This window comes from Fibrobacter sp. (assembly GCF_017545445.1).
Lineage (GTDB): Bacteria > Fibrobacterota > Fibrobacteria > Fibrobacterales > Fibrobacteraceae > Fibrobacter.
Window position 1 is genome coordinate 1 of the sequence record NZ_JAFWOM010000030.1, and the last position, 24,365, is coordinate 24,365.

General features: G+C 41.7%; 18 protein-coding genes. 8 read left to right on the forward strand and 10 right to left on the reverse strand.

The window, feature by feature from the left end; all coding sequences use genetic code 11:
• The coding region (locus tag IKG78_RS03660; RefSeq protein WP_290939460.1) for a hypothetical protein at positions 1-183 on the forward strand (183 nt) is incomplete at its 5' end.
• Between the two features lie 496 nt (positions 184-679).
• Here IKG78_RS03660 and IKG78_RS03665 read toward each other — a convergent pair.
• The 10 genes from IKG78_RS03665 to IKG78_RS03710 form a co-directional block, all read right to left on the reverse strand.
• Entirely contained in the window at positions 680-982 is a 303-nt protein-coding gene (locus IKG78_RS03665) for a type II toxin-antitoxin system RelE/ParE family toxin (RefSeq protein ID WP_290939463.1), read from the reverse strand.
• Positions 979-1,281, reverse strand: coding sequence for a type II toxin-antitoxin system RelB/DinJ family antitoxin (locus tag IKG78_RS03670; RefSeq protein ID WP_290939466.1), 303 nt, complete (start codon positions 1,279-1,281; stop codon positions 979-981). The genes IKG78_RS03665 and IKG78_RS03670 overlap by 4 nt, the downstream gene beginning before the upstream one ends.
• 146 nt (positions 1,282-1,427) lie before the next feature.
• Positions 1,428-1,595 carry a hypothetical protein gene (locus IKG78_RS03675; RefSeq protein WP_290939469.1) on the reverse strand — a complete coding sequence of 56 codons (168 nt, stop codon included), beginning with the start codon at positions 1,593-1,595 and terminating at the stop codon, positions 1,428-1,430.
• Between the two features lie 52 nt (positions 1,596-1,647).
• Entirely contained in the window at positions 1,648-2,565 is a 918-nt protein-coding gene (locus IKG78_RS03680; protein ID WP_290939472.1) for an Rpn family recombination-promoting nuclease/putative transposase, read from the reverse strand.
• Positions 2,566-2,711: 146 nt separating this feature from the next.
• Entirely contained in the window at positions 2,712-5,855 is a 3,144-nt protein-coding gene (locus IKG78_RS03685) for an SNF2-related protein (protein ID WP_290939475.1), read from the reverse strand.
• On the reverse strand, positions 5,848-7,224 hold the full coding sequence (locus tag IKG78_RS03690; protein WP_290939478.1) for an EH signature domain-containing protein: 1,377 nt from the start codon (positions 7,222-7,224) through the stop codon (positions 5,848-5,850). Before IKG78_RS03690 ends, IKG78_RS03685 begins: the two co-directional genes overlap by 8 nt.
• A 5-nt stretch (positions 7,225-7,229) precedes the next feature.
• Positions 7,230-7,952, reverse strand: coding sequence for an OmpA family protein (locus tag IKG78_RS03695; RefSeq protein WP_290939481.1), 723 nt, complete (start codon positions 7,950-7,952; stop codon positions 7,230-7,232).
• An 8-nt stretch (positions 7,953-7,960) separates the two neighbouring features.
• The gene (locus IKG78_RS03700) at positions 7,961-9,622 is read right to left on the reverse strand and encodes a hypothetical protein (RefSeq protein WP_290939484.1); all 1,662 of its coding nucleotides are present in this window, start codon (positions 9,620-9,622) and stop codon (positions 7,961-7,963) included.
• Between the two features lie 163 nt (positions 9,623-9,785).
• Positions 9,786-11,513, reverse strand: a complete 1,728-nt coding sequence (locus IKG78_RS03705; RefSeq protein WP_290939486.1) for an ABC transporter ATP-binding protein — start codon at positions 11,511-11,513, stop codon at positions 9,786-9,788.
• Positions 11,506-13,269 carry an ABC transporter ATP-binding protein gene (locus IKG78_RS03710; protein ID WP_366074703.1) on the reverse strand — a complete coding sequence of 588 codons (1,764 nt, stop codon included), beginning with the start codon at positions 13,267-13,269 and terminating at the stop codon, positions 11,506-11,508. Before IKG78_RS03710 ends, IKG78_RS03705 begins: the two co-directional genes overlap by 8 nt.
• A gap of 179 nt (positions 13,270-13,448) precedes the next feature.
• Between IKG78_RS03710 and IKG78_RS03715 the strand changes: the two genes are divergently transcribed.
• From IKG78_RS03715 to IKG78_RS03745, 7 genes are all read left to right on the forward strand, one after another.
• Entirely contained in the window at positions 13,449-14,645 is a 1,197-nt protein-coding gene (locus IKG78_RS03715; protein WP_290939492.1) for a hypothetical protein, read from the forward strand.
• A gap of 157 nt (positions 14,646-14,802) precedes the next feature.
• A complete protein-coding gene (locus IKG78_RS03720; RefSeq protein WP_290939495.1) occupies positions 14,803-17,070 on the forward strand; it encodes a TonB-dependent receptor in 2,268 nt (755 codons plus the stop codon).
• 13 nt (positions 17,071-17,083) lie between these two features.
• Positions 17,084-17,305 (forward strand): FeoA family protein, encoded by a 222-nt coding sequence (locus tag IKG78_RS03725; RefSeq protein WP_173800775.1) that lies wholly within the window; start codon positions 17,084-17,086, stop codon positions 17,303-17,305.
• The gene (gene feoB / locus IKG78_RS03730; RefSeq protein WP_290939502.1) at positions 17,302-19,332 is read left to right on the forward strand and encodes a ferrous iron transport protein B; all 2,031 of its coding nucleotides are present in this window, start codon (positions 17,302-17,304) and stop codon (positions 19,330-19,332) included. The genes IKG78_RS03725 and feoB overlap by 4 nt, the downstream gene beginning before the upstream one ends.
• A 420-nt stretch (positions 19,333-19,752) precedes the next feature.
• A complete protein-coding gene (locus tag IKG78_RS03735; RefSeq protein ID WP_290939504.1) occupies positions 19,753-20,337 on the forward strand; it encodes a hypothetical protein in 585 nt (194 codons plus the stop codon).
• 232 nt (positions 20,338-20,569) lie between these two features.
• Positions 20,570-22,807 carry a TonB-dependent receptor plug domain-containing protein gene (locus tag IKG78_RS03740; protein WP_290939507.1) on the forward strand — a complete coding sequence of 746 codons (2,238 nt, stop codon included), beginning with the start codon at positions 20,570-20,572 and terminating at the stop codon, positions 22,805-22,807.
• Between the two features lie 89 nt (positions 22,808-22,896).
• Complete coding sequence (locus IKG78_RS03745) at positions 22,897-24,312, forward strand: hypothetical protein (protein WP_290939510.1); 1,416 nt, start codon at positions 22,897-22,899, stop codon at positions 24,310-24,312.
• Positions 24,313-24,365: the final 53 nt, after the last annotated feature.

Consider the following 24,365-nt stretch of genomic DNA (forward strand, 5'->3'; position numbering starts at 1 on the left):
CTTGGAGTGAAAATGTGTCCGCAGGTCTTACAAAGCCACCGCTGCTTGCCCTGTTTAAGACCCTTCTTGATGACCTTGTTTGACCCACAAAAAAAGCAAATTTTTCCCATAAAAGAAAAATTTGCTACAACGCCTTATAAAACAAAGGGTTACGAGAAATTTAGGTACCCAAATGTCATATAGGCCAAAACGCCTGAAAACGGCATAAAATCGGGAAATCCCGAAACAAAAAAGTATCTGAATTTCCTAAAAGTTTTTTCGCTGAAAAAACTGAACACGGGATAACTCAGATGCCAATCAAAAATATAGTCAAAACCATACTCGGTGTCAAGCATACCGCCATCGACAAGCTATCCATGGAAGATGACAACCCCGTCATAGGCGTACAACCGACAAGGTCCTTCCATCACACTATAAATTGTGGAAAAAGTCGAATTTTTCGATATTTTTTATTAGAAAAGGTAAAATTTTTGATTATTTTTAATGGAAAAAGGTAACAAATGCTATACCGTAAGAACGAAATTTTACTAAAAATGGCTAAAAAAATGAAAAAAAAGCTGTTTTGCTGAAATGAATAAATTTGCTTAAAATTCTACTAAGATTCCCCTGTATTTTTGACCAAAAACGGTCGTGGATGCTATGTTGTCTTCGAAATCAAGGCTTACATAGAGTCAGAACTTTATTTTGCTTCTTGTTTGTAATAAAAGACTCGCAATATAACGACTTTTCGCTTGTCATGATCGACATGATAAAACAAGCGGTAATTAGCGATTGGCATAGTGCGTACATTGCGCAAAATCCAAGGCTCGTCTTGGCATAGGGCAAATGCTTCGGGAAAATCAGATAATGTGTTTACCGATTCCTGAAATTTTTTCATTAGATTCTTCGCTGCGATAGGCGAACAAAGCGTTATGCTGATATAGTCAAAGATTTGCTCAATGTCGGCTTGTGCAGCGGAAGAAAAGTAGACTTCAAAATTCATACCTTGTATTTCTTCTTGACATCGGAAAGGACCTTCGCTGCTGGACGGGTTCGACCTTTTAACATGTCATTGTAGCCTTTCTCGAGTTCCGCATCGAGGCGTTCTTTTGACCATTTGGCCGAGTTTTCGGGAGCTTTAGGCAACTTCACGTCGAAGGGGATTCCCTGTTGCAGAATGATCTGTTTATAGAACATATTGATGGCACTGGAAACGGATATGCCGAGGGTTTCCAGGATGTTTTCTGCTTGTTCCTTGACGTCGGGCTCTATGCGAGCGTATAAATTTGCAGTCTTGTTCATGTTATTCAATATACATATTTGTCCGCACAAAAGCAATACATTCGAAAAATGTACAAATGGAAACACTAAAAATTATTACTTTCGCAGCCTCTTGATAAATTCTGGGGTGGAATTTATTTAAACCAATGGTGTGATTTTCGCAAGGTTTATGCGAGTGCGACGTTTTTCCTAAGTTGGGATTTCAGCTTGAGAATGGTGCTTTGTGGGAGCTTTGTAACACGCGAAATCATTTCGACGGAGAGTCCTTCGGCAAGCATAGCTTGGGCGTCATCTATCTTTGCCTGAAGATAAGACCCTTGTTTTTCGTAAAGCATGTCCGTCATTCCGTCAACCTCATTCAGAAGGGTTTCGTCGATTTTCTTTAGATTACAGTTTTCGGATTTCTTCTTCGGAAAGGTGCGTTATTCTAGAGATTTTTTCCACAGAATCGCCTTCAGCGAGCATGTTGCGAGCCATTTCTCGTTCGCGGTCTTGAACGCTCGAAGCCACCTTCGCGTTGATTTCGTCCGCGAATTCTTCGAAAATGCCATCTACCATGGCGTTATGATCATATTCCTTGTGGTACACTTTCTGGTACGCCTCGAATTCTTCTTTTGTCAAATTAGACATTTTGGAACTCTCCGTCAACTGCTCAAATTTGTGTTCGGAGAGTTCGGCAGGAAGCTCCCTGAGCCTATTTAGGTAACGGAAGATGAACAGCCACTTGCTCATGCTGGATGAGTTCGGTTCAATGAACATCGGAACCTTCGAAAGTTCTACTGTCGTGAAATTGTAGGTGTCCACAAACGGCTCTCCCGAATCTAGGTCAAGAACCGCTGCACGATGAACAATGCGGTCGTCGCTAAATACGGAATGACGAGTGAAGGCGACAACGAAAGTTGGCTTCACATCAAAATTCCAACCAATTCCTGTTTCTGCTTGATTCGCGACCATCTCGCTGGCGTAAAAAGCGAGTCGCTTGCGGAAATTTTTCAGCTGACGGATTTGAACTTCTATTTCGATTAGTTCGCCTGCGTCATCTTCGCAGTGAAGGTCAAAAATTGCGGTGCGGGATTCCTTGCTTCCGCTAAGATTCTTTGCGACATTGCGGGTCTTGACATCTACGATAGGTCGCTTGAGTTGCGGCCCCAGCAAGTCATTCAACAAGTTAATGAGGTTTTGGCGGCTGATAGGTTTGTCTGGATCGAATGCCTTCTTGAAGGCCAAATCCACTAGCAAGTTTGCGTATGGGCTTTTTTCGCCCGGTTTTACGAAGCAATCCTTCAATGGTTTGCGTTTAGTCATATAACCTCCATTCGCCTACATGCGTAAAAAGGCGAAAACTTCAAAACTACTCACTTGAGCACTAAAAATATAAATTCCCGAAAGGCGGATGTCAAGAGGTTCTTGAAATTTTTTTGAAGGGGGCTTTTCGCTGGTGTTTACCTAAATCATTTCATTCGATTTCGTTCCATTTCATAAACATTACGCCACGTAATTTTAAGAGATGACTGTTTTGAGTTCAGCTCGTTTCCATCTATCAGTTTAACATTGTTTGCATTTGCGAGTTCTGTTGCTTGTTGCGAAAAAAATGAGTTAGAAACGACTAGTGTTTTGAAACTTTTTAGCTCTATAGACTCGTAATATTTTGCCCCAGCGACGACCTCTTGAACAGCTTCGTTGCCGACATTGTTTTTTCCGTGCTTGCATTGAATTGCATAATTTTCTGTACCATAGGCTAAAATGTCCACGCCTTTATCTCCACTTTTGGGCGTGACTCTACAATTGAATCCCAATTTTGAGAAAAGTGTTGCAACAAAAGATTCAAATAAATATTCATCCATTGTTCTTATCTCTTCTTTAGTGATTGGATTGTTGTTTGTACAACTTGCTTGGCTACTGAAAATTCTACTCTCTAGATCGTCTAACTTTACTTCAATTTGATCTGTTGGATATAGTGAAGCGTTTGCTAAGTTCATTTTTCTTTTTAGAAGTCCATCAAGAACTTTGTCAAAAGAATCGAAGTTTTCTGCAATTGCCATAGGGTAATAGATGAAAACGTCTTTTGTTTGACCTATTCTGTAAACTCTATCTGTTGCTTGGTTTTCCTTAGCTGGGTTCCAATGTCTTGAGTAATGTATTACGTGATTTGCGCCGACTACATTTAAGCCTATTCCGGCAGCAAGCTGAGACATTATGATTATATTGAACCCTTCTTTTTCTTGAAAATTATCAATAGTTTTTTGTCGTGATGGATTGTTTCCTTTTGTTGTCGTGTTGGTTTCTCCATTGATGATACTGATAGCTAAATCATATTTATCAAGAATAATTCTTTGCAACATTCTTTGCATGTCACGACGTTCGGTAAAAATGATGACTTTTTCACCTTTTGATTGAATTTCATCTAAAATTTTAATTGTTGCTATTAATTTTGCGGAAGAATTTATTAGCTCGTTATTCGATAAATCGTCCCAACATTTTTCATCTAAATAGGGGTGATCGCTAATTCGTTTTAACTCTTGAATGCGATGTAAAGCATCACCGGGTTCAGGTTTTCCTCCAATATCTATAGACATTAAATATCGGTTTAATTGTTCCGTTGGCATTAAAATTTCTTTTGAAACCAAATGTTTTGAAGGCAATTCTTTGGCAACATCGCATTTTAACCGTCTTAAAAAATATCCTCCTAATTCTTTGTGTAATTCTTGACCTAGCTTTTCAATATCCGTTGAGGGGTTCCTTAATGGAGCTTGATATTTTTTTGCAAATTCTTTTGCTGTTCCCAAATATCCAGGAACTGCAAAGTCCATAATGCACCATAGATTCATGAATGTATTTTCGACGGGGGTCCCTGTCATAGCGATTTTAAAATCACCTTTTAATGCTTTTACCGCATTTGTCACCATTGTTCCGGGTTCTTTTATTTTTTGTGCTTCATCAATGGCTATAATTGCAAAATCTAGTTTGCCAAAGGCTAGTTGCCCTCTACGCAAACATTCGTAACTCATTAGCATAATGTGTTTGAAAGAATGCTTACTAATGAATTCTTCGTCATTGGGTGCCGGAATTTGACGAATGATATCAAAAGTCATTCCGTTTTCAAAAAATTTTTGATATTCATTCTTCCAATTTTCTAAAAGTGTGACAGGGGCGATTATCAAATATGGCTTATTATCTTTGTTCAAATTTCGGTAATGCCAATCTATAAGATATAGAACTTGTAATGTTTTGCCTAAGCCCATGTCGTCGCCGAGAAGAACTCCTTGTGCATTTTCTAGACAGTACTGTAGCCATGCAATGCCTTCTTCTTGATGTCTTTTGAGCGTTATTCCCTTTTTTAACGCTTCATCTTTTTTCAGTATAGCTGTTTTAGGCAGGGCTATTTGTCCTGTAGATTGGTCGAATCCGATTTTTTCTACATTATCTTCAATAATAAGAACTTGTGTAGTTTCTTTCTTATTTTCGATAGAATTCGGTCCTTTATTTTCTACAGGTTCTTTTTTGGAAAGAACGTCTTTGGCATGGCTTATGATTTTTTCTGCGTTTGGTATTGTTAAATTGATACCGTTGAAATCAAAGTATTCAAGATTGTCTTTTTTGGCGCTATTTAGTGTTTCTTCAAGAGCAGTTAGTTCATTAATAGAATGAATGACGAGGTTCTTTGTTCCGTTAGTCCTGTCTTCAATTTTAAAGGATGGAATCCATTCAGACTTGTATGGAGAAATGAATGGATAAACTTTGGGCTCGTATAGACCAATTCCTATAACACGCTCGCTGTAAAATTCTGATAAATCTGCGCTTTCTGGATCAAAAAATTCTTCTGGATGCTCAATGATTTTCTGTAATTCGGTTGGATTTTTTGTTTTGCGCTGTTTCTTTATTTGTTCCACTACTTTTTTTGTGTTATCATTTAATGTTAAGTAGGAACTTTCGTTATTTCTTCGTGCCGAATATATATTTTTTACAGATAAACCTTCATCAATTTGTTTTTCGAATTCTTCGTTATTTTTTGAGCCAAAATCAGATTGAAGTTCGTTTTGGCTTAGGTGTACTTTTATTTTTTTAGGGTTGACAATTTCTCGGTTTCTTAAAGTTGAATCAAGAATTGCTGTAGCCTCGTTTGCTAAAATTTGAATTTGTGAAAGGCTTTCTAAATTTTTCTGATTGCTTTTTTTATTAACGGAAAGATTGTTAAAATCGTTAATAGATGAAATAAGTTTGTATTGTTCTTTTGTTAAAAGATAATCTATTTCGTCGTCGTCAATTTTGAATTTTACTATGGGTCCATTATACTGTAATTTAGGAAGAATTTTTCCGTTTTGAAATGTCCGGAATGATATTTTATAACAAAAGTTGGGCGTTGTGAGAATACCCTTTCCTTCTATAAGGATTGTGTAGGGGTATATTTCTGGTAATTCTAATAGTGATTGCTCAAAAGAATCAAGTTCATAGATGTTTAAAATGGGAACTATGCACTTGCTGTTTTCTTCTGTTGCAAGATCGTTGTCTAAAAGACGTTTAAGAACCAAGTTTTTAGGGGTGTTCTCGAGATTGTTATATTGAAAAATGATTTTATTGTCAATTATATCAAACATAAATACCTCTATAACTACGGAACCACCAATCTAATTGAGTTTCCCAACCATCGAAGTGACCGAAACGACAATCTCCATTTGCATTGGGGCATTTTGATAATGTTAAGCTTGTGTTCTTTAAATCGATAACGGATGTATAGCGTTTCAATTTGACCAATCGTTCTAGGTCTTGAATTTTTGAATCGTCATGATAAATATATAGGGCATTGTTAATGTCTGAAAATTCCACGAGGCAAAATCCCTTTATTTGCATTACGAATGCGCAAAGATTTTCATTCTTTCTTGTTTGAATATAGTTGTATTCTATTGATTCTCTTAAAGAGTCGATAGAGGCTAACTTAGCTCCGATTGAACGGCATCCTACAACCTTTACGTCCTCAATTACTTCGGCTTTTGCGTATCTTAACCAAAAGTTTCGACGTTTTGGGTCGTTAATGAAGTGTGTGAATATTTCGTCAACAAATGTCTCAATAAGCCATTGATTGATAATCTTTTTTGCGGCTTTGATTTTTTCATCGATTTTGGAATCTTTTCCTGCTGAAACCCACAAACCTGGATTTGATGGATGACCAATAAGATTTAATGCTAAATATTGTAAGGATTTTTTCTGACTTAATAATTGACTACTGCTTTTGGCTTTTATTATTAAATCTGATAGAATTATTTTTTTTGTTTCAAGATCTCCGTGACGAGTTAGTACAGCTTCTAAATCTTTTGGTATTTCCGTTATACCGTAGTAGAATGTTCTGATGACATCGTGGAAATAAGGGGCTGAAAAATATGAATCTGGCAATTTAAGTATTTCTAGCGCTTTTAATGGCGAATCATACTTTTGGCTTCTTAAATATTCGCCTGTTCTCGATGCCCCTTTTTCATCTACAAAAAATTGCTTGTTGTTCTTCCAAAAAATGATTCTATAGTTGTTTCCTTCATAATTATTAAGTTTTTGAGTGAATAACTTGTGCAGATGTCTTGCTTCGTTGCTTTTTGAAGTAACTTTATCCCAGTGGTTTATGACGGATATAAAAAGTCTTCGTAAAAAACTATCTTGCCAATTCTTTTCAAGAATTGTTCGGATCTTAGAATAATAATCTAAATTGCTGCCAACAATTTCTTCTGGATAGAGAGCCATGAAACGGCATTCTTTGAAACTATAATCATTAGAATTTGTAGACAACTTATTTTGAATTACTTTGATTAAGTCGTTATCTATTTGTGGATCTTTTCCGTTCCATAATTGTTTTGAAATGTTTTTTAAGACATCTGCTTTGTTTTGTATGTGTTTTTTTAGGGATAATGATACCGATAACTTTGCCATCTTGACAAAGGTGGATTTTTCATATTTATTTAGAATATCCATCATTGACATAATGGCTAATCCTTGGATTGAAGACTGTCTAAAATTTCTTCCATTTTAGATTCTGCGTTCGTTCTAATTCGGAATTCAACTCTGCGAGATAATTCGAAGTTTTCTGTTGAATCAGAATTTCTTATTAAATGGCTGTATGATAAACCATTTGCTGTTATTCTAAATTTAGCCCATTCTGCAAGAGTTGTTGCCGAATCTAAAGTCGTGTCTGGCATATTGTTGTTTAAACAGTAATTTAAAATAGATCTGGTTCTTCCTTGTGATAGTTCCATATTCGATTCGTAAGAGCCTCTGCTGTCGGTATGTCCTTCTATTCTGATTTCTTCGATATTGTTGCGATATTCTTCTTTGGTAATGAGCTTCATATAACGAGGAAAAAAATCGTCCAAGATTTCTTTAAAATCATTTTTTAATTCAATTTTGCCATAATCAAATAATGCAGATTGCTTTTGAAAGCGTATGCTAAGTTTTGCTGAATCTATTTTAGCATTCCATTTTAAAGTGTCCTTTCCAAATTCTTTTTTTAAATCCACATATATTTCTTGTTTTATTCGATTGTAATCTTTGATTTGATTCTGAGTTTTGTCGTTTTGTCGCTGAATTTGTAACATTAGTGCAGCTAAAAGCAACACGAATATGAACATCAGCCCTGACATTAGGTCGCCCGTAGAGAGTGCGAACGGATTCTGGTCTGATTCTATGGATTCTGGCTTTTTTCTTCTAGACATTTTACGTATTACTTCTTGTTGGGTATTTGTTCAACAACGGAATCCAAATCATCGATTGCAGTTTTTAGGCTTCCAATGGCGTCTGTCATAGGTGTTGTGAAGGAACTCATTATTTGTGCGGTGTTGTCGGAAACAGCCTTCGAATAATCTTGTAGCCCGTTATTCATTTCCTCGAATATGTTTCCTAAATTTTGCTGGACCATTTCAAAATCTTTTTTGAGATTGACGGATTCGTTGACTGTAGCCTTGATATTGTCAAATGTTTTTTGTGTGTCTTCTATGGCTTTGTCAAGCATTCTCTTTATTGCTTCAAATACATTGTTATTCGTTGTTACAAATTTGCTTTGTGCATCGTTAATATTCTTGCTTGCTGATTCAACGCTTGTTGCTGCATTGCGGATCTTCTCAATGGTTGCTGCTGCCTGCTGATGTAATTTTTCAAATTCGGCGAGAGATTTTTTTACTTCCTTTAATATTTCAGTTGTGTCGCTCATCCCATTTTGGAACTTATCCAAAATATCTGCGGATTGTTGGTTTAAGGAAGCTTGTTTGTCTGCGAGATTAGCTCCGACTTGCGCTGTTTCTGTATTTATGTTAGATACCTGTTTTCCCAGTAATTCCATATTATTTTGCATTTTTTCAGAAAGTAGCGCCATTGTTTGTGGGAATGTCTCTAACGATTGAATGGCGTTCCCTAATTGATCGCTAACCTTATCTAGATTTCCTTTTGTTATGGAATTAACGGTTGCTTCCACGGAATTCGCCATTTGGCTTATTGCCGTCTTCAGTTCCTCTACAATGCCGTTTGCCATGTTTGCGGCAGGATTTTGTATTGCGTCTGCCAGTTCTTTAAATTTTTCCCCTAGACCATTGCATATGTTTTCTGCCATAGCATTCAAAACGTCAATTTGGTATTCGTTTGATTGCTTTATATCTCTTAGCATATTTCCAATGGTAAGCTCGTTTGCGTCGTCATCGACTGATTTTATGTCATGAACTATAATAGCGACTTGCTCCAGAAAAAGCTTGTTTTGACGGTTCGTTAGAATTTGTTGTTTTTCTAATTCCGATATAAAATAGAGTTCGTCTAGCTTTTCGCACAATTTAACGCATGTTCTTGTTAAGCGGTTAAGAGCGTCTTTCTCGAGAAATGTGTAAAAAGATGAAAGAATCATACCTACTACAGAAGTGAGAAACGCTGTTTGCATACCTCCAAGTAATGTTCTTATTCCTGGCTTTAGATTTTCCAAATCTATTCCAGCAATGCCTATTGTTAAACCAATAAATGTTCCAAGAACGCCAATGCCAACAAGTATTCCTGCCGCTGCGGACATGGCTTGGCGGTTGATATGCCTTATAGAAAGAATGTTTGCTAAATTGAAATAATCTTCTGCAAATTCGGTTGTTTTTTGTTCGCCTGAATCCAGAGTCAAACTCTTACTGATTTCATAGTTTTTTGCTAAAAATTTTTCTGTCGGTAGATTTGTTTGTATAAAAGATAAAGGATCATTGGTATTGAGTGCTTTTCTTAATTCTTTATTGCATTTGCTAATTTGCCTAACTTTCTGAATGTAATAACCGAATAAAACGAAAAGTAGGATGATTATTGCGGGGGTTGCCGCTTTTCCTAGTATTGAGATGATTATTTTTGCTAGTATTGACAGATCCATTCTTAGGCCTCAGATTAAAAAAGAAATTTTCTTATAAATATACTATTTAAGATGCGATAATTGTCATCTTTTATGAGTTATATGGTTTTTGTTTGGTGTATTAAAAACAGAAAATTGCCCCGGATTTCTCCGAGGCAATTTTAGGTGGTTTTTGAATGAAAATTTAGTTAACTTCCTGGAGTTTGAGCATTTTGCCGAAGAGGCCGCCTTTTGCCTTAAGTTCTGCGGGGGCGCCGGTTTCGACAACTTGACCGTTTTGCAGGACCACAACCTTGTCGGCGTTTGCGATGGTTCGCATGCGGTGGGCGATGATGATGACGGTCTTGTTCTGTACGAGTTTCGAGATGCTCTGTTGAATCTTGGATTCGTTTTCAACGTCGAGACTTGCGGTGGCTTCATCGAGGAGGACGATGGGAGCGTCCTTGAGGATGGCGCGGGCGATGGAGATGCGTTGGCGTTCGCCGCCGGAAAGCGTGTCGCCGTTTTCGCCGATGACGGTGTCGTAGCCTTGTGGGAGCTTTTGGACAAACTCGTCGCAGTTGGCGAGTTTGGCGGCTCGCAAGATTTCTTCGTCGGTGGCGTCGCGTTTGCCGATGCGGATGTTATCGCGGATGGATGTGTTGAACAGCACGACATCCTGGAAGACGATGGAGAAATTCTTGAGGAGTGTTTCGGGGTCGATTCTCGAAATGTCTTGGCCGCCGAGCGTGATTGTGCCGCCTTGGATGTCCCAGAAACGGGCGGCAAGCTTCGCTGCGGTTGTCTTTCCGCTGCCAGATGGCCCGACGAGTGCGGTGATTTCGCCTTGCTTTGCGGTGAATGAGGCTTTTTTCAGGACTTGCTTTTCTTCGTTGTAGTAGAAATCGACGTTCTTAAATTCGATGTCGTAATTGCTCGGATCGAATTTTGTAGAGCCGTGTTGAATTTCCATGTCGTCCATTTCCTTGAAGCGCTTGAGGCGGACATCCAAGAAGAAAAGTTCCGTTATGTTGTTTAGAACGAGATAGATGGGGCTGTAAATCGTCGATGCGCAGACGATGTACACGAGGTAATCAAATACGCTTAATTTATTTTGTGCAAGGAGAATTGAACCGAAAATGAGAACGGAAGCAAGGCCGAACTTCAAGAAAATCTGGGCGCCGTTCAGGATGACTCCTGACATGAATTCGCCTTTGATCTGGGAGTGTTCATAAAATTTGGAGTGTTCATCCAGTGCTTTGCAGACGCTTTCTTCTTCGCAGTAGGATTTGATTTCTTGAATGTTTTCAAGACTTTCCTGAATGTCTTCGGTAATCACGCGTGCGGCATTGTAGGTGTGCTTGAAGTTTTTGAACTGTAATTTGCGGGACAAGTAAATGAGCAATCCTGCAAATGGTGCTACCCACAAAAGTGCAGCAGCCATCAACGGGTTGTAAATGATAAGTGCGACTGCGCAGATAACGAGCATCGCGGCGACTGCGAAAATTTCAGGAACGGCGTGCGCGAAAATCATTTCAAGGGCGTTTACGTCGTTCATGATAGTCGATGTCAAGTCGGAAAGGTCTTTTTTGCCAAAGAAGGCGAGTGGGAGCTTGCGCAACTTTTCGGCGAGCGTGATGCGGCGTTTTTTGCATTCCGAATAGACGGACTCGTACGTGCTATCGTATGAAAGCGCATAGATGAAGTACATGACAAGATAAATGACGACGGCGATTACGATGTATATCCAGAAATTCTGTGGTTCGGCAGACGGATTCTGCATCTTTGCCATGAATTCCTTGAGGAACAGGAATACGAACGAAAGTGGGAGCATTAACGAAAGATAATGCCACGTTGTCCAAAATACACCTTTGATAAATGTTTTTGTGCCTTCGTCAGAGAGAACAAAACGGTTCTTGATCCAATTATACATTTTTGCCTCCGATAGTCCAGCTGACGGACTGCTGATAATCTTTCCACATTTTGGCGAATACGCCGCCTTTTTCGACGAGTTCCTTGTGCGTGCCGCGTTCTACGATTTCGCCGCCTTGCACGACGAGAATCTGGTCGGCATTCACGATGCTTGTGAGTCTGTGTGCAATCATCAAGACTGTTTTGCCCTTAGAAAGTGTTTGCAATGCTTGCTGGATAAGGCTTTCGTTTTCGGGGTCTGCAAATGCGGTCGCTTCGTCAAGAACGACGATCGGTGCGTTCTTGAGAATGGCGCGGGCAAGGACGATTCGCTGCTGCTCGCCACCAGAAAGGTATGTACCCTTGCTGCCGATGATGGTGTTGATGCCTTCGGGCAGGCGGTCAATGATTTCGCGGCATTGGGCGAGATCGAGTGCCTTGTTGACGCTTTCAATGGAAGCCTCAGGAGTTCCGTAACGGACGTTTTCCAAAATACTCTTCTTGAAGAGTCGAGTATTCTGGAAAACGAAGGATGTATTTTTCATGAGGACTTCTTGGGGTATTTCCTTGATGGGCGCACCGCCGACTAAAATTTCGCCTTCGTTTGCGTCGAAGAATCTTGGGACGAGTTTCGCGATGGTGCTCTTGCCGCCGCCGGATGCACCGACGAGTGCGACGGTTTCGCCTTCTTTTATTTTGAACGAAATGTTGTGAAGAACTTGCGTTTCAGTGCCGGGGTAGGTGAAGTTGACTTTCTTGAATTCGATATCGAAATGCTTGACCTCTTGCGGATTCGTCGGTTTTGCAAGTTCAGGATAATCTGTCAATGATTCGATGCTGCCGATGGCGAGTTTTGCTTGGTTCACGGCTTGGCTCAAGTACATGCTACGCATGACGCACTGCGAGAAAACCGGTGTCACGAGGACATAGAGCATCAAATCGACAATTGTTGCGGCGATGTTGCCGGAACTCGTTGCGATAAGGAACGCTGTTGGAACGAGAATGAGGGCGACTCCGTTGATGAGCGTCGTATAAGAACACATGATGAATTTCCAACTGCTGGAATACGCCGTGACCATTTGATGGTAATCATCAATCGTTTTATAGAAGTTCTTGAAGGAGTAAATGGTTTGCTGGAAAACTTTCACTACGGGGATGCCGCGCACGTATTCGACTGCTTCGGTGTTCATGTCTTCGAGGGACTTCATGTATTTTTGCATAAAGTCTTTGCTCTTGTTCATCTTTGAACCGAGCGTGATGATGGCGTAGGCAATCGGAACGAGGGAGGCTATGCCGAGACGCCAATCGAAAATGAACAACAACACGAGCGATGCAATGGGAACAACGATAGTTCCTGCCAAATCCGGAAGCTCGTGTGCCATGAAGGTGTGTGTGACGGCGGCGTTGTCGTCAATGATTTTGCGAATGCGACCAGTAGGATTCTTGTCGAAAAAGCCAAGCGGGAGCTTGAGCAATTTTTTCATGGTGATTCTGCGGATGTTGCCTTCGATGCGGAATGCAACCAAGTGCGAACAGATGAGTGCAGAAAAGTAAAGTGCGACACTTGCTGCCGAGAAAATGACCGCCATTAATGCGTAATGCTTGACCATGTCATATGAAATTTCACCGGTTGCAGTGAATAGTTCACGGACGATGAGCCATACGTATATAAATGGGAAAATCCCAGCGATGGAACTCAATGATGAAAATAAAAGTGCAAACGGATATAAAATTTTTCGCGATTGCATATAAGGTGTTAGTCTTTTGAAAACACTCATAGTTACCTTCTGTTTGTTTTTCGCACCAATTTTAATTTATTGAGTTCTTTTTTTAAAGGCTATATTAGTCATATCTAACTTTTTGGATTGGTTTGAGTCCATTTGGAGTTGAGGGGGACTTTTTGGATTTCTAAAATGCGGTCGAAACTTAAAAGGTGTATAACACTAGGAGACATTTTATGAATAAAAAACTGATTGCACTTACTTTTGCGGCTAGCCTTTTTGCCGCATGCGGTAGCGATTCTTCGTCTTCGTCTTCGGATGACGATGATTACAAGCGTGAATTTGCGACTTCCATTTCGACGGGCGAAACGATGTTTATCGGCACGATGTCCTTGGATCACACGGACGATTTGGGCAAGGATTTTATTGAAGTCGGTACGCGTGCAGGCGTTGTCTATTATGATAACGCGTTGTTTATTTCTGATTTGGAAGTTGGTTCCATCGCTCGCTACAGCTTGGCTGAAAACAACAAGCTTGGCAAAAAGATGGCTGAACTTTCGCTTCCTGGAAAATGGTCAGACCATATTTACTTTGTGAATAAGGAAAAAGCATACGTTGGCGGCATGATGGATTCCCTTCTCATCATCAACCCGAAAACGATGAAGGTCACGGGTGCTATTGACCTTTCCAAGTACAAGAATAAGAATGCTTATGTGGTAACCCCCGGTACGGGCGTGATTGTCGATAATCGCCTTTATGTAGGTCTCATCCAGAACCAAGATGAATACCGCACGGGCAATCAAGCTGAAGTTGCCATTATCGATGTCAAGAAGGACAAAGTCATTGCCGTTGCTACGGACGACCGCGTCGCTGCTGTGGGTTCTTTAGACGACTCGGAAAATCAGTCGTTTACAGTACTTGACGGTTATATTTATTGCTATAGTAACGCTTCTTGGGGTTACGCTCCGGGCCAGGTTGACGGGTACCTCCGCATTAAAGTGGGCGAAACCAAGTTTGACAAGGATTACGCTTGGTTAGTGAGCAAGGAAGTTGCCATTGACGGTATCACCAAGAAAGGTGTTTTCAAATATCTCGCCCCGTCAACTGTTCCGAGCGATGGTTACGTTTACTCTTTCTTGAACGTGATGAAGGACCTGGAAAAGGGTTGGCTTGATGCGGAAAGCTACCACAATCCTACTTGCAAGCCGGTGCAGATTGACCTTGCCAAGAAGAAAATGAAGGCTTTGCCGATTGATTATACTTCGAGCTGGGCAAGCTACGGTAAGTACGTGGAAGATGATGGCAAGATAATCTTTGCGGTTTCTACTGAAAAAGATGGCAACGGCTATTTCCGCTATGATCCGAAGACGAATAAGGCTAAAAAGATTGCCGAGGCGGAACAGATTCCGATGTGGATTGTACCGCTGAAGTAATGAATCGGCTTTGATGAAATGGAAAAGCCGGCCCCGGAGTAAACGCAAATTCAAGAAATAATGGATTCCCTTCGCGTTGCTCCGAGGATGACGAATCCGGGGTGACATTTTGGGTGGGCATGCATTGTAAAAAAGTAGTTCTGGGTTTTAATTGAAAATGAATATTCGTAAGTTTGCTATTGCTTCTTGTGCGGCGTTTGCCGTTGTTTCTGCTTATGCACAGGATGACGAAGTTACTTCGTTCGAAGATTTTGATGAACCGGTTGTGGAAAGTTCTGCAACGAATGGCGATACCAATGCAAACGCATCCGTCTCGAGCGAAAATGCTGCTACGAACGGAGTTGCGAGTGCATCTGCGAGTTCCGAAGATGTGACAAAACTCGATTTGCTTTCGGTCGAGACGGAATCTGAAGCGGAGCAGGCTGCCATTGCAAAACAGGTCGAAACGGTCTCTACGATTGATGCTGCGGAATTGCAAAATACGAGCAAGAGCGTTTCCAAGGCGATTAATTCTGCGTCTGGCGTGAAAGTTCGCAAGTCTGGCGGAATGGGCAGCGAAGGCAAAATCAATATTCGCGGCATGGAAGGTAAGAATATCAAGGTGCTTGTCAACGGCGTTCCTGTTGAAACGCAGGGAAATTTGGGCCTTGACGATATTCCCATTGACCAAATTGCAGATATCGAAGTTTATAAGGGATACATTCCGGCACGTTTTGCAACAGACGGTGCAGGCGGTGCTATTAACATTGTGACCAAGAAACGCAATGCAAATACGATTGATGCTTCGTATAGTTTTTCAAGTTTCAATACGCACAAAGCGTCAGTCAGTGCGAGTCATTTGATAGATAGTATTGCTGGTGCGGCAAGCCTTGAAATTGGCGTGTCCGGCTACTTTAACCATTCCGATAACGATTACGAATTCACTTCGCCGTACATGAAAAGCTCTACGGGCAAGGATACGAGCGTTGTTCGCGACCATGACCATTATACCTCTTACAATGTGCAAGCTTTTGCGAACTTGATGAATGCATGGTTTGACCAGATTTCGCTTGGAGCAAGTTTTGGTGCGTTTGATAAGCAGATTCAGGGAATTGAATATCGCATTAAGGAAACGATATCAGAAGGCTACAATTTCGGTGTTTCACTTGGTCTTGACAAGAAAAATTTTATTGCTAGAAATTTGAATTTAAGTTATCTGCATTCTTTTGGCTTTGCTGAAAATAAAATAATCGATACGAGCCGAGTTCATTGCCGCAACTGGTTTAGCTGCGATGTTGCAAAGAAAAATGTGGGCGAACTTACGTCTATGGGGCTCCCGAAGTTGCGTACGGTGCAGGTGTATGATATCAATGAATTGCTGAATCTTGATTATCAATATGCTAAAGATCAGTTTGTTTATTTGAATACGCTTCTCAGATATCACAAGGAAAATCCTGAAGATGATTTTGGCTCGGAAAAGATGGGTTTCAATACGGCTGGGCTTCCGGGTGAAATGTTATCTGTGACTACTAGCATTTCGCTTGAAAATCGTTTTTGGAATTCTCGAATCCAGAATCTTCTCGGTTTCAAGTTTCATTACATGAAGGCGGAAATCTCGAATATGCCGACGAGCCTTCTGATTGAACCTGCGGTAGAATCGAATGACTACACGGATTTCAGTTATGATGAAAGCTTGATGTTCAAAATTGCAAAACCGATTTTTGTGAAGGCTTCGTATCAACATGCGGTGCGTTTACCGTCTCCTGAAGAGCTTTTTGGTGATGGTCTTCGCGTGAGCGCAGCGATAAACCTCAAGCCTGAAGAGGCGGATAATTTCAACTTTGGAATCTCTGTGGATTTGCAGGAATTGCCGCTTGTGACAAGGCTTCGCTTTGATGGTGATGTATTTTATTCATACTACAAGAATCGAATCCATTACATGAGTTCATCGCAAATGTCGATTCCTTATTTTAACATGAACCCGATTCGCAGCTGGGGCTACGAAGGCGATGTGAAGTTGGATGTAAATGAGTGGGTTTTGTTGGGAACGAATTGGACTTTCCAAGATTTGCGTAATATAAAGTATAATGCAAGACAGGGCATTCCCAAGGATGCTATTGTGCCGAATATTCCACGATTCTTTATGAACTACCTTGTAGAATACCATGTTGGTGACTTGTTCAGTAGTGAAGATTTTTTGAAAGTCTGGTGGTCTGCAAATTATACGGATGAATATTTCTATGGCTGGAAAATCAGCTCTCGCCAGAGCCGTAAAATTAAAGCCTCGTTCACGCAAGATATTGGCGTTGAATATTCCTTGTGGGATAATAAATTCGGTTGGAGCTTTGAAGTCGATAACATCACGGATAGCGAATCGTTCGATAAGTTTGGCGAAAGCAAGCCCGGTAGAAGTTTTGCGACGAAGATTCGCTACAGTTTTAGATAGATGGAGTAGGAAAATGTGTTTGTCTGAAATGAAAGAAAATCAGAAGGGCTTGATTCAAAAGATAAATGGCGATTCTCGCTTTGTTTCTCGCGTTGTGTCAATGGGACTTCCGCCGAGCAGCCCGTTTTTAGTGCTGCAAAATGATGGGCGTTCGCCAGTTCTTTTGTATTCACACGATACGATGATTGCGATTAACCGCAAAGAATGTATGCAAATCGAAGTGGAGATGGCATGAGAACGATTGCTTTGCTCGGTCAGCCGAATTCAGGCAAATCTACGCTTTTTAACGCCTTGACAGGCTCGCATCAGCATGTGGGCAACTGGCCGGGAAAAACGGTGGAACGGGCGGAAGGCTTTTTTACGCAGGGCGAAGAGTTGTATCGCGTTGTCGATTTGCCGGGTAGCTATGGGCTTACGGCGAACTCTGCCGAAGAAATGGTAACGCGTACTTACATTGAACATGGTTATGCTGACCTTGTATGTATCATTGTCGATGCCGCTCAACTTGAACGCAGCCTTTACATACTTGCAGATTTTGCAGGCGTCAAAAGCCCTGTGATGCTTGTGCTGAACATGATGGATGTCGCCGAGCAGCAAGGCAAAAAGATTGATGTTCAGAAAATAGAAGATTTCTTGAAAATTCCAGTACTCGGTTTTATCGCTTCGGATTTGGATGGCTATCCTAAATTCTTTGAAACACTGAAGCATGCGATTGAACAGCCTGCGATGATTTTATCGGATCGCATTCGCAAGTTTGTGGAAGAAAATGCGGATGCAAAGAATGTTTCTGTTATTGAAAAACTGGAATCGCTGATTGAATGCATGAAATTAGGGATTCGCGAAAAGTTTTGGATGGTGTCGAAGCTCTTGGAAAATGATTCTCTTGTCTGTTTTGAAGTTCGAAATGCGGTGGGTAAAGAACGCTGGGACGAAATACAAAAGATTTTAGATGAAATGGGAACTGATGGCGGCCTTTTGACCGGCGAAGCGAAGTACCGCTTTGTTTCTGAAATTCTCAGGGATGCGTCTTCGAGTTGCGAAAAAACTATATCGCTTTCTCGCTTCGACAAAATTGCGACGCACCGCATCTGGGGTAAGTTTGTCGCGTTCTTTATCTTGGTGATTACGCTTGCAGTAAGCATGATGATTGCGGTCCCGATTATTGCAAGTTGCTTTGGACTCCAGAAAGTTGCAGAACCGCTTGTGGTTAAAATGTGCGAATCGCTTGGCTGGTGGCCCTCCGTGGCATCGTTTGTCAATAGCGTTATCATTGGCGGGCTTGCCGTGACTGTCGCCATGATGGGCTTTGTCTTTGCGATTCTCGTGACGTTTGGACTGATGGAAGATACGGGCTATTTGGCTAGGTCTTCGTACGTGTTCGATTCATGGCTTTCACGGCTTGGATTGCACGGCAAGGCGTTTATGCCGCTGCTCTCTGGGCTTGCGTGCACGGGCGGCGCTGTTTGCGGTACTCGTGTTTTGGATACGCGTGGGCAGCGTTTGTTTGCAATGGTGCTTTTGTGGTCGATCCCGTGTGGCTCAAAAGTTGCCGTGGTGCTGTTTTTAGCGTCTGTATTTTTTGGCTCTGCGGCCCCGCTGTTTGGCTTGATTTACGTGGCCATGATTTTTGCGTCGTTCTGGCTTTCGTCTAAACTTTTTGGAAACAAGCTAATGCCAATAAATGAACGCGTGGGCATGATTATGGAACTTCCACCGTACCACAAACCGCATTGGAAAATTTTAATGAAGACGGTTGCCCGCAATGTTTGGGCGGTTTTCAAGAAAGCGATTATGGTCATTTGGCTTGTGTCCTTCATCTTCTGGCTTGTTTCGTATTCGAAAGACGGTAATGTAGAACATAGCGTTCTTTACACGATTGGAAATGCGATTGAGCCGTTTACGCAAATTTTTGGCATGCGTTGGCAGCTGTTTATCTCGTACTTGGGTGGTGTTTTTAGCAAGGAAGCGTCGCTTGGTGTGATGAGCGTTGTTTTTGCAAGTACAAATGATGCGTTCTCGCTTGTTTCTCGCAATGCTGCCGGGGCGAACCTTGGAGAAATGATGTGTGCTGTGGTTTCGCTTCCTGAAGCTCTCGCGTTCATTTTTGCCTCGATGTTCAATATCCCTTGTGTCCTTGCGATGGGTACAACATATCGCGAAACGCATTCTCTCAAATGGCTGCTTACTATTACAGGGTATTACTTTGCGATTTCGCTAGGGCTTGCGTTTATCGTTTATCACATAGCACTTTGGGTGCTTTAAAAATTCTTCGAAAACCCAGACTACAATAGAAGCGGGTATGGCGTGCCGATGGATAACTCCAAAGGTGCGCCATGCTTGTTTTTGTATCTCGTCATGAACGTGTAACGAAAGGATTGGGCAAAATGGAGGCCTATTGTCACCGCTGAATTGAAATTGTATATTTATAGCGGAGGCTTCATTATGACTGAAAACCTAATCAAAGACACGCTGCATGCGATTAAGACGATGGACCATTCTAGGGAGGCTGCGCTACGTCGGCCTCAAAGGGCTGGAATCCTTACAAAGTCCGGCAAAATGACGGCTCTATACCGTAGGTGCATCAAGGCCCAGACTCCTAAGGGGTAACATATTTTACAGAATGATGCCGACGATTTGACTTGCAAGGAACGAAATCTGCGATTATTTTTGTAAACAATGTTCTTGGCTGTGATTAAATTGGCGTTTGCAAGCTTCTTCGCCGTGTTCCTCTCGGTATTTGTTTTTGTTTTGTACTTGTGTAGTGATGATTATCCGCCATTCCGCATACCTGAAGATCCTGTAGAGGCCGCCGCTTACAAAATTCAAATTCTAGGATTTGATGAGGATGGAAACGGTGTAAGAGATGACCTTGATTCTCTTATAGATACTAAGATTCCCGATAATCCTGAACAGCGAGCCGCCTATCGTTACTTGGCAAAAACGATTCAGGATCAATGGGTGGCATTCTGCGAAAATCCTAAAATGACATACGAGGAATTGTTTCCGTACGAAATTTATACTTCTTTAGGAATAGGTTTCATTCATGAAACGCATGCCTCAGAAATATTGGAATTTGAATATTTTGAATCAGCTTTAGTCAACACCAAGGACCGTAAAATACTTGATTATCAACTTGATGGAATCTTTGATGGGCACATTTTACCGGCGGCTGTGAAACACGACAAGAGATACGTCAAGGAAGTTGCCGAAGGTACAAAAATCTATAATGAATTTCTGATAAAAGAAAAAGTAAAGCAGCAAAGATAAGGAACGTGTAAACTTGACTGGATTGGGCTAAAGCCCCGGCTCTTTGGCTCGGTTATGACAACGCAAACGTTGTCGCAACTCTTGCCTGTTGAATCGTCTTCGCTTCGCTCAGAATGATGAATGCAAAAGTTAACCTTGTCTAATTAGATTGTTTGTAACCTAATTAGAGTAGAAAGGCGTTGGGTGCTTAATTTATTTTTGTTCGTCCATGTTGGAATTGGGGCGTTCGAAAATGAAAAAGAAAATTGCGTTCTCCTTTGCATTGTGTTCTGCTTGTGCGTTTGCTCAGACGGATGAAGTTACGTCTTATGACGATGCGTTTTTTGATGAACCTGCAACAGTGAGTGAAGTGCCTGCATCGACTGCTCCGAATTCTGAAAGTGTTTCTGAAACTTCTTCGCGTAATTCCACAAAATCCTCCGATATTACAGTTCTTGACGGCTTGTCTGTCGAAGACGAGAGCGAAGCGGAAATTGCTCCCGTCGATACGAAAACGAAAGCGGAATCTGTCAAGATTTTGGATACAAAGGAATTGCAAGGTTCCAGTGCGACGATTGCCGAAGCGACGAACCGTTCTAGCGGTGTGAAAATCCGCCAATCGGGCGGGATGGGCGGCGAAAGTAAAATCAACATCCGCGGCATGGAAGGCAAGAACGTGAAGGTGCTTGTCGATGGCGTGCCTGTTGATAACGGGAATGGTAGCCTTTCGATCAATGATATTCCTATTGACAAAGTAGATCGGATTGAAGTTTATAAGAGCTACGTGCCGGAGCGTTTTGCGACGGATGGCATGGGTGGTGTTATCAATATTGTGACGCGAAATTTGCCCAAGAGTTCTATTGCAGGGTCTTATTCCTTTGGCAGTTTCAATACGCACAAAGCGTCTTTGGATGCTAAATATGTGTGGCCCGTCGATTCCGCTTCACAACGTTCTGTAGAAACTGGGCTTTCGGCTTATTACAACTATTCCGACAACGATTATGATTTTACCGCGCCGTACATGGATACGACGGTGACGCGTGAACATGACCGCTATTATAGCTATAGCATCGCTCCGTTTGTGAATTTGAACAATTTCTGGTTTGACCGTGTTTCGCTAGGGGCGAACTTTGGCGTTGTGGATAAAGAAATCCAGTCAACGGCTCACCGTGTCGAAGAAGCTTTTGCGGATGCGTTTGGCGTGGGCGTTTCTCTTGCGCTTGAAAAGAGAGACTTGTTTGTGAAGGGCTTGTCGGCATCTCTTTCTGTTGGTTTTAATTACAGCAAAGATCGCGTCGTGGATACGAGCCATGTGTATTTTTATGGCTGGGATAAAGAAAATTTCAAGCAAATGAAAACCTCGCTAGGCGAAATATCTTTGGGCCGCACGACTTATATCGAACGAAAAAATTACACTCTCGTATTGCCTTGGAATGTCGATTATGCATTCAATGCAAACCATGTTTTGACGTGGAGCGGATTGTACCGCTATGAGTCCCAGGAACCTACGGACAAGCGGCCAGTCAAGGGCTCGCGCATCAACAATGCTGGCTTTCCGGGGCGCAACCATTCTGTGATTACTGGGCTTTCTTCAGAAAATAATTTTTGGAGCGGACGCATCCAGAATGTCGTTGGAATCAAGGGATATTTTTATTCGATTTATGCGGATGAAGTCGAAGGGAAAATTTCTAAGCTGACGAATGACGAAGCTTCTTTCAACAATTTCGGATTCAGCGAAAATCTTAGAATCAAGATTTTTGACCCGTTTGTCATCAAGGGCGGATACCAGCACAGCTATAGATTGCCGACGCGTGAAGAAGTTTTTGGCGATGGTATCTATGTTCTCAACGCTCCGGATTTGGAACCTGAAAAATCCGATAACTTTACCGCTGGTGCGGAACTTGATTTGGATAAAATTCCTCTTTTGCTGAAGTTGCATTTGGAATTCAACTGGTTCTATATGCTGATGGATGACCGTATTTATTGGACAAATTATGGTTCTATTCCGCGTCCTTATTACAATAGCGTCGGTACAAAGACGAGCGGATTTGAAATTGATGCTGCTGTTGATGTGAACGAATATATTGCACTTTCTTTCAATTTGACCAAGCAAGATGCAGAAAGTCGTGAAGTCGATATGGCTTACGGTATCGCAAAAGGGCTTACGGTTCCGAACATTCCGACGTTCTATATGAACTTTGGCGTGGAATTCCATGCGGGTGATTTATTCTTCAGGGATGATTTCTTTAAGCTTTATTGGTTTGCTAATTACACCGATGATTACTATTACGGCTGGAAGGTTTCTGATAAGCAGGATCGAATCATTCCTAGCTCGTTCACGCAGGATTTGGGCGTTGAATATTCCATTATGGCCAACATGCTTTCGTGGAGTTTTGAAATCAAGAATTTTACAGATGAACTTGTCTATGACAAGTATGGAGAATCAAAACCGGGCCGGGCTTTTGCGACGAAAGTAAAATTTTCACTTTAAAGGAAATGCCCGCTAAGGTTGGTGAGCCGGCCGAACCACGCGGGCATGACAAGAAGAAAAATTTAACAATAACATAAAAGGAATAAAACATGAAATCCTATAAATCCCTTCTCTTTACTGCTGCGGTCAGCTTGATGTTTGCTGCTTGCGGTGACGATTCTGGTTCCAATGCCTCGACAGACGAACCGTCGAGTTCTTCTGTGGCTAAGGCCAAGAGTTCTTCTTCGAAGGCAAAAAGTTCTTCGTCTGCAAAAGCGAAAAGCTCTTCTTCGACAAAAGCTAAGAGTTCTTCGGCTACAGCCAAGAGTTCCTCTTCTGTCAAGGCTAAAAGCTCTTCTTCTGCAAAGGTTAGCAGCTCTTCTGTGAAGGCGACAAGTTCTTCTGCCAAGGCTGAAGAACAGAAGTACGTTCTTTCTTTCTTGACGGAAACATCTCAGTTCTATGGTGTTACATTGCTTTCTGAAGACCAGACGAAGGCTGTCAAGAATTTTGCAGAAGCTCCGATTTCGGGTTCTGTCGGTTACTTTAACAAGTCTGTCTATACGCTCGCTGCCGATGATGCAGCGAACAGCACTTTGTCCCGTTTTGAATACAAGGATGGCAAGGTTGCAAGCAAAGCCTCAGCAACCGCAAAGTTTACGGGAACGCAGGCAATCGTGATGAAGTTTGTCAACGAAAATAAAATGTATGTCAATCAGGCTTTGGGCGATGCTATTACGGCTCTTGACCCCAAAACGCTCAAGACGACTGCTACTATCGATCTCTCTAAATATATTGATGTAGAAAATGGTGCTTTGGGCACTGTTCCTGGTTCTGCTGTGATTCGTGATGGCAAACTCTATGTTTCGTTGAACCAGTTCGTTGATTTCCAGTATGCTATTGCTGGTCCGCGTGGCTGTGTTGCGATTATTGATATCAGTACCGACAAGGTAGATAAGGTTATCTATACCGATAAGGTGGCTGCTCTTGGTGGCATGGATGACATGAACCAAACCGCATCGTTTGTGGATGAAAAGGGCGATATTTACTTCTATGCAAACGCTTCTTATAGCTTTGTTGAAGGCTATCAGGAAGGTTGGGTGCGTATCAAGAAGGGCGAATCCGAATTTGATAAAAACTGGGTGTTCCGCATGCACGATGCCGCTTACGATGGCAAAACATCTAATAACAACAGCTTGATGGTGGGCGGTACTTATATTGGCAACGGCCAGTTCTTTGGCTTCTTTGGCAATTTTGCTGATCCGAACAACTTCAACAATTACGAATGGAACTTTGTCGTTGTTGACGTTTATAAGAAGACTATCAAGAAGATTGATCTTTCTCCGACGATTCCTTGGTTTGCCCCAAGCATCCACCTCGATGCCGATGGCAAGAGCGTTTTGGTTGGCCATGCTGACAGCAAGGGCGGTGCTATTTACCGTTACGACATCGCTTCGGGCAAGGTCAAAAAGGAAATGGACGTTAAGACGGGAACTGCTTACTACATCGTTCCGATTAAGGACTAATTAAAATCTAGACTCCTCATCTTCTATAACCCAGACTACAATAGAAGAGGGTA

Coding starts and splice junctions, on each gene's coding strand:
- IKG78_RS03740 (WP_290939507.1), top strand. CDS start 20,570: ATGAAAAAGAAAATTGCGTTCTCCTTTGCATTGTGTTCTGCTTGTGCG.
- IKG78_RS03720 (WP_290939495.1), top strand. CDS start 14,803: ATGAATATTCGTAAGTTTGCTATTGCTTCTTGTGCGGCGTTTGCCGTT.
- IKG78_RS03695 (WP_290939481.1), bottom strand. CDS start 7,952: ATGTCTAGAAGAAAAAAGCCAGAATCCATAGAATCAGACCAGAATCCG.
- feoB (WP_290939502.1), top strand. CDS start 17,302: ATGAGAACGATTGCTTTGCTCGGTCAGCCGAATTCAGGCAAATCTACG.
- IKG78_RS03715 (WP_290939492.1), top strand. CDS start 13,449: ATGAATAAAAAACTGATTGCACTTACTTTTGCGGCTAGCCTTTTTGCC.
- IKG78_RS03675 (WP_290939469.1), bottom strand. CDS start 1,595: ATGCTTTACGAAAAACAAGGGTCTTATCTTCAGGCAAAGATAGATGAC.
- IKG78_RS03670 (WP_290939466.1), bottom strand. CDS start 1,281: ATGAACAAGACTGCAAATTTATACGCTCGCATAGAGCCCGACGTCAAG.
- IKG78_RS03680 (WP_290939472.1), bottom strand. CDS start 2,565: ATGACTAAACGCAAACCATTGAAGGATTGCTTCGTAAAACCGGGCGAA.
- IKG78_RS03700 (WP_290939484.1), bottom strand. CDS start 9,622: ATGGATCTGTCAATACTAGCAAAAATAATCATCTCAATACTAGGAAAA.
- IKG78_RS03705 (WP_290939486.1), bottom strand. CDS start 11,513: ATGTATAATTGGATCAAGAACCGTTTTGTTCTCTCTGACGAAGGCACA.
- IKG78_RS03710 (WP_366074703.1), bottom strand. CDS start 13,269: ATGAGTGTTTTCAAAAGACTAACACCTTATATGCAATCGCGAAAAATT.
- IKG78_RS03690 (WP_290939478.1), bottom strand. CDS start 7,224: ATGTCAATGATGGATATTCTAAATAAATATGAAAAATCCACCTTTGTC.
- IKG78_RS03685 (WP_290939475.1), bottom strand. CDS start 5,855: ATGTTTGATATAATTGACAATAAAATCATTTTTCAATATAACAATCTC.
- IKG78_RS03725 (WP_173800775.1), top strand. CDS start 17,084: ATGTGTTTGTCTGAAATGAAAGAAAATCAGAAGGGCTTGATTCAAAAG.
- IKG78_RS03665 (WP_290939463.1), bottom strand. CDS start 982: ATGAATTTTGAAGTCTACTTTTCTTCCGCTGCACAAGCCGACATTGAG.
- IKG78_RS03745 (WP_290939510.1), top strand. CDS start 22,897: ATGAAATCCTATAAATCCCTTCTCTTTACTGCTGCGGTCAGCTTGATG.